Annotated in this window: 6 protein-coding genes, 1 tRNA gene and 1 pseudogene; 4 read left to right on the forward strand and 4 right to left on the reverse strand. The window is 35.4% G+C overall.

Annotated features, from left to right (window positions below; all coding sequences use genetic code 11):
• Together I2F62_RS12760 and I2F62_RS12765 are read right to left on the reverse strand one after the other, a co-directional pair.
• Positions 1 to 385: pseudogene (locus tag I2F62_RS12760) on the reverse strand (hypothetical protein); the annotation flags it as partial.
• 247 nt (positions 386 to 632) lie between these two features.
• Positions 633 to 866, reverse strand: coding sequence for a helix-turn-helix transcriptional regulator (locus I2F62_RS12765; RefSeq protein ID WP_324627371.1), 234 nt, complete (start codon positions 864 to 866; stop codon positions 633 to 635).
• Positions 867 to 975: 109 nt separating this feature from the next.
• Between I2F62_RS12765 and I2F62_RS12770 the strand changes: the two genes are divergently transcribed.
• Positions 976 to 2,316, forward strand: a complete 1,341-nt coding sequence (locus tag I2F62_RS12770) for a hypothetical protein (RefSeq protein WP_324627372.1) — start codon at positions 976 to 978, stop codon at positions 2,314 to 2,316.
• Positions 2,317 to 2,783: 467 nt separating this feature from the next.
• On the opposite strand, the gene I2F62_RS12775 is transcribed toward I2F62_RS12770, so the two are convergent.
• Positions 2,784 to 2,873: transfer RNA gene (locus I2F62_RS12775), tRNA-Ser, on the reverse strand.
• A gap of 222 nt (positions 2,874 to 3,095) precedes the next feature.
• On the opposite strand from I2F62_RS12775, the gene I2F62_RS12780 reads away from it, so the two are divergent.
• Both I2F62_RS12780 and I2F62_RS12785 read left to right on the forward strand, forming a co-directional pair.
• Complete coding sequence (locus tag I2F62_RS12780) at positions 3,096 to 3,659, forward strand: 1-acyl-sn-glycerol-3-phosphate acyltransferase (protein ID WP_324627373.1); 564 nt, start codon at positions 3,096 to 3,098, stop codon at positions 3,657 to 3,659.
• Positions 3,660 to 3,766: 107 nt separating this feature from the next.
• Positions 3,767 to 4,516, forward strand: a complete 750-nt coding sequence (locus tag I2F62_RS12785; RefSeq protein ID WP_324627374.1) for a YebC/PmpR family DNA-binding transcriptional regulator — start codon at positions 3,767 to 3,769, stop codon at positions 4,514 to 4,516.
• 53 nt (positions 4,517 to 4,569) lie between these two features.
• Here the strand turns inward: I2F62_RS12785 and I2F62_RS12790 are convergent, their stop codons facing one another.
• On the reverse strand, positions 4,570 to 5,013 hold the full coding sequence (locus I2F62_RS12790) for a LysE family translocator (RefSeq protein ID WP_324627375.1): 444 nt from the start codon (positions 5,011 to 5,013) through the stop codon (positions 4,570 to 4,572).
• A gap of 53 nt (positions 5,014 to 5,066) precedes the next feature.
• On the opposite strand from I2F62_RS12790, the gene I2F62_RS12795 reads away from it, so the two are divergent.
• Positions 5,067 to 5,191: transposase (locus I2F62_RS12795; RefSeq protein ID WP_324627376.1), on the forward strand; the 125-nt coding region annotated here is incomplete at its 3' end.

Raw genomic sequence — 5,191 nt, forward strand, 5'->3', positions numbered from 1 at the left:
CATGTCGAAATTCGCTGGTTATTTGTCGATACGCTTTAATAACGTTATTTTTTAAAACATATGTCACAAATTCAATTTCTAAAAATATTCTTTGCGCTTCAGGGTTCGATCGAATTTCATATTGGTTCAATTCTGCATTAAAATCTAATAAGTAATCCAATACGAATGAGCTTGCATGCTGATCATCTGCTGCATGACTATACGTCTCATACAGGGATTGAAATACAGAGGATTGCTCTGCTACGGGCAAGGTCATCTGCATGTTCTGATTTGATACATCTAGATCAGGTTGTTGACCTAGAGATTGCGTAGTGACTTGTTGCAAGTACTGACGATCAACATGAGAGGTCGTTGTATTACTCATACTATATGCTGGTTGAGTCATGATAATATACTTCTTTGTAAGATATTACCGCCTAACGAATTTCTTATTCATCTTTTATAAAAGTAAGAATGTAATTCATATAAATCAATGATCTAAGTTATGTCTATTGATATTTAATAATCTCATGTATATAGATTAATATCATATAAATAACACAAATCGTTAGGCGTAAAAAATACCGTAATCACATCACCTGATCATCAGGCTATTACAGTGCTTTAGGGCTAAAAAGGATTATTGTTAGCTGTCAAGATATCGCTCTTGTCTCATCAGCTTTTTTAGAATTGAGCCAATCAATAACATCCTGCTCAAACCAGCCTACAGCGGATAGGCTCAATTTTATCGGTCGTGGAAATGAAGGATCATATCGCTTCGATTTTGGATTCATCTTGTCATAGACACTTGATCTACTTAGACCAATCAACTGCTTCAAATCACCCATGCGCATCATTCGGTGAGTTTTCTTTTCTAAGGTTTGCATTGCTTACTCCGATTTCAATCTATATGTATGTCTTCGGATATCAATATCCTATAGAATCCTCGGAAACATCAGCAAAACAAAATTCCTAATTGTTAAGTAGCGTATATAAATGAGTAATCCAACTTTTGATCATGAAATTTACAGAATAGCCCATCCTGTAATGCAAACCTTAGTCAAACAAGCTGTGAAAGCAAGAGAGTTTCAAACTAATTTCCCAAACCTCTATAGAGAGTTGAAAATAATTAAGACTGTACTGTTACAGCGATTAATGGATCTTTTAACTGAAAAGTACAATCAAAAAATATCCCTACCTGCTGAAAAAATAAAAGAGGAAGTAATAACAATTGTAAGCGGTAGACAGTTGCTAAAAAAAGTAATCGCTTATTGTCAAGTAAAAGAACTTTATGATGAAGATATATTTTTATTAGGCCACTTACTGAATCCTAATGAGCTAAAAGATATTTTTAACGAACTACATGGCATTTTTTGGGAACATATCAGTAGATATGAAAGAAATACAAAATTATCTGATTTTTCTACCAAATTTAAAGAAATCTTAGACAAAGAGCATTGCTTAGCTGATTTGCTACCATGTTGGGATATCAAGCAGTTATTTTTAGACTATTGTAAAATCTATATTGAGTACCATCAATTTAATAATAATAAAAACATCAAAGGTACAAATATTGATCAAAAACCTACATTCGAAGAAGCGAAGGCCGTAGTTAATCGATTAAATCTATATGACACACCACTACAAGGCTCAAAAAAATCATTTATTGAACAGCAAGGCCTAGATGGAACTTCAAAAACAATAAACCTTCATCTTAATTTAGAAGAGGATCCTGAAAATCTACCTGCACTCTTAAATAAGTTTATATATAAATTTATGACTACAAGGTTGGATGTAAGCAGAAATGGAACAGATGCCTCATCGAAAATTGATAATGAAGTTGTTAAGAAAATTCATAGCTTAAGTACAACTTTAGATGAGTGGACAAATTCGATTGAAGTGCTAAAAAGAGCTGATGCCATCCTTACTGCACTTATTAGCCTGATTTACTATGACAAAATTTTTGAAACACAGATCATGAATGGCAATCCTCATAAGTTCGAAGAGGCAAATTATTATGAATTAACGATTAATGAAATTAGTCGTCTAGAAAATCAACCTTTTATGCTAAATGCTATCGATCGAGATCGTCGTGATTCAGTCAATTTTACAGGCATGGATTATTTGTCAGATCTATTTCAAACAATGTACGAATTATTTGAAAATGATAATGAACTAAAAATTTTACCATCGCCAAATAGCGAGAAATTTATCAGTTGTGGCATGGATGGTAAACTTTATGAACACACATTCAGCAAGGAAAGTCTAAGCAAAAGCCTAAAAGCCATGCTTAAAAAATTATCACCTGATCATTTACATAAAATCATTAGTCTCTAAGGCTGCCGACATCTTAACAGCCTGTATGATCGCCACGGCATCAACAGGTTTTATCACTTTAGATTGCTTGTTTTCACCTCATTAATATAGGTAGATTTATTTTTTTACAGTCTACCTATACTTATGATTCAAGAAAATCGTATCACTAGAATGTATAAAATCAATGCATTTTTTTTGAAGAGAAAGTTAAAACATCTGACTATAAAAACCACTGAAGACCAATTATCTCAATAATTAAACAAGGTCATGTATACCCATTAAAAAAGATTTATTCACGTATATCTATAAGTTAAAAATAAGTTTGAGATGCTAATGGAAATTTTACTTAAACCAATACCCTGTCCAAACCAGTAGGAAGGTATCCTTTTAAATATTGTGTAATCCAAAATTTGATGAGGGGTAGGTTGAGGGGTAAATATAAAGATAAAAAATAAGCCCTTGTAAAAACAAGGGCTTATTTAAATATTTGGCGGAAGCGGTGAGATTCGAACTCACGGAGGACTCACACCCTCGTCGGTTTTCAAGACCGGTGCATTAAACCGCTCTGCCACGCTTCCAATGTGCGCAATCATATAAGTAAATATATTTTTTGGCAAATCTTTTTTTAAGGTAAAGCCTTCATTCGATCAAAACACATCCAAAGCATAACTTAACAGCACATAAATCACCCTTCACCAAATGCAATCAAGCACTTTTCATTTCAATGCTACTATTTATATACGCTTTCCCCTACAATCTGCGACTATTGTTTCGTTCTTTATCTAAAGGCACAGCTTGCTATGAAAAAACAATTAGGTCAGCTTACTTTTAAACTTTCAGGATGGGATTACCATGTGCCTGAAAATATTTTAGAAGATAAGCAAGTGATTGTCGGATTCGAACACAGCTCAATGATGGATGCTGTGCTGTCATTGGCTTTATTTCAAATTATGGACATCAAAATCCACACCCTGATGAAAAAGGAATTATTTAAAGGCCCATTTAAGCCGTTTTTAAACGCCATTGGTGCTATTCCGGTCGATCGTAAATCGAGTCAAAATATTGTTTCTCAAATGGTCGAGCTATTTAATAGCAACGATAAATTTAACCTTGTCATCGCCCCTCAAGCCACTCGTGCCAAAGATGGCGAAACGCGCAAACCAATCCGCACAGGGTTTTGGCACATTGCTAAAGCGGCCAATGTGCCTATTATTTTAATGTATGCCAATCCACGCACCAAGCAAGGCGGCATTATTGGTAAAATTTATCCGAACAATTTGGATGAAGATTTGCAAACCCTAAAAGAAAGCTACAAAAAATTGGCCGATTTAGACATTTTAATACCGGAACAGCAAAACACTTAAGATTGATAGGGATTTAATTAAATCCTCTTGGTGAAATAAAAATGGTTATGCTAAAATCACGCGATTTTTGATATGGCATAGACCAATCTTTTAAGGAGCATATTTACATGGCCGGTCATTCCAAGTGGGCAAACACTAAGCATCGCAAAGCAAAGCAAGATGCCAGCCGTGCTAAAGTTTTTACCAAATATATTCGTGAAATTGTTACCGCAGCAAAATTAGGCGGTGGCGATGCCGCAAGCAACCCACGTTTGCGTGCTGTAGTTGAAAAAGCGTTATCGGTAAATATGACTCGTGATGCCATCAACCGAGCAATTCAACGTGGTGCCGGCGGTGAAGATAACGACGATTTAAACGAAGTAACTTATGAAGGTTACGGTGTCGGTGGTGTTGCTGTTTTAGTTGAAACCATGACCGACAACCTTAACCGCACAGTACCAGACGTACGTCATTGCTTTAGCAAAACCAATGGTAACTTAGGCACCAACGGTTCAGTATCTTATCTATTTACTAAGCGTGGTGAAATCACATTTGAAGATGTGAGCTTAGAAGATAAAATTATGGACGTGGCTTTAGAAGCTGGTGCAGATGACATCGAAATCAACGAAAGTGAAATTCTTGTCATTACTTCACCTGAAAGCTTTGGTGATGTGCAAGATGCGTTAGCTGCAGCAGGTTTAAAATCTGACAATGCAGAAGTGGTCATGAGCCCGTCAACGAAGGCCGAAATTACAGATATCGACCAAGCAAAACAAATCATGAAAATGATTGATATGCTTGAAGATTTGGACGATGTACAAAACGTCTATACCAATGTCGATTTCTCTGATGAAGTACTTGAGCAACTAGACGCTTAATTGCTTTCGTGATCAAAAAAAGGGATTCATTGTTTGAATCCCTTTTTTATACATTACACCACAATCAAAAATCCAGCAAAAACAAGAAAACATACTGCAGATAGTCGATACAACATGTTTGCTCGTCTTTGCAATACAGCAATCCATTTAGGATATGTCAATAATAAAATTAAAAGACTATTCCAACCCAATACCACAATCACCATCCATACACTGATAAAAATTTTACTCCACAGCAATGCATCATGTGGAAGCAACAACATTAAGCTACTATAAAACATCCAGTTTTTAGGATTCAGTAAGCTAGATTGCAACCCTAAGCCTACATAATATCTCTTTGGCTTCGCATGAGAACCTTCTTTATAAATAGAAACTGATAAAGATTCATCAAGCGTAGCCTGCCTCCAACATAAAATAGCCAAGTAAATTAGGTAGCACGCTCCAAGTAAACGCATCCCCCAAATTAAAGATGGTGAAATGGTAATGCTCCCGCAAATTAAGCGAGTTTAAAAGTAGAAAATCGATTAACCTTTGTCCAAGGAGATTTTCTATGAAAACATCAAAATATTCAGACAGTTTAATCATGAGTATTTTAAAACAAGCTGAATCTGGCACGCCTGTACCGAATCTTTGTCGTGAACACGGTATGAGTACGGCAACGTTCTACAAATGGAA

Origin of the sequence: Acinetobacter sp. MD2(2019), from assembly GCF_035615615.1 — a bacterium.
Taxonomy (GTDB): Bacteria; Pseudomonadota; Gammaproteobacteria; order Pseudomonadales; family Moraxellaceae; genus Acinetobacter.

Coding starts and splice junctions, on each gene's coding strand:
- I2F62_RS12785 (WP_324627374.1), top strand. CDS start 3,767: ATGGCCGGTCATTCCAAGTGGGCAAACACTAAGCATCGCAAAGCAAAG.
- I2F62_RS12765 (WP_324627371.1), bottom strand. CDS start 866: ATGCAAACCTTAGAAAAGAAAACTCACCGAATGATGCGCATGGGTGAT.
- I2F62_RS12770 (WP_324627372.1), top strand. CDS start 976: ATGAGTAATCCAACTTTTGATCATGAAATTTACAGAATAGCCCATCCT.
- I2F62_RS12780 (WP_324627373.1), top strand. CDS start 3,096: ATGAAAAAACAATTAGGTCAGCTTACTTTTAAACTTTCAGGATGGGAT.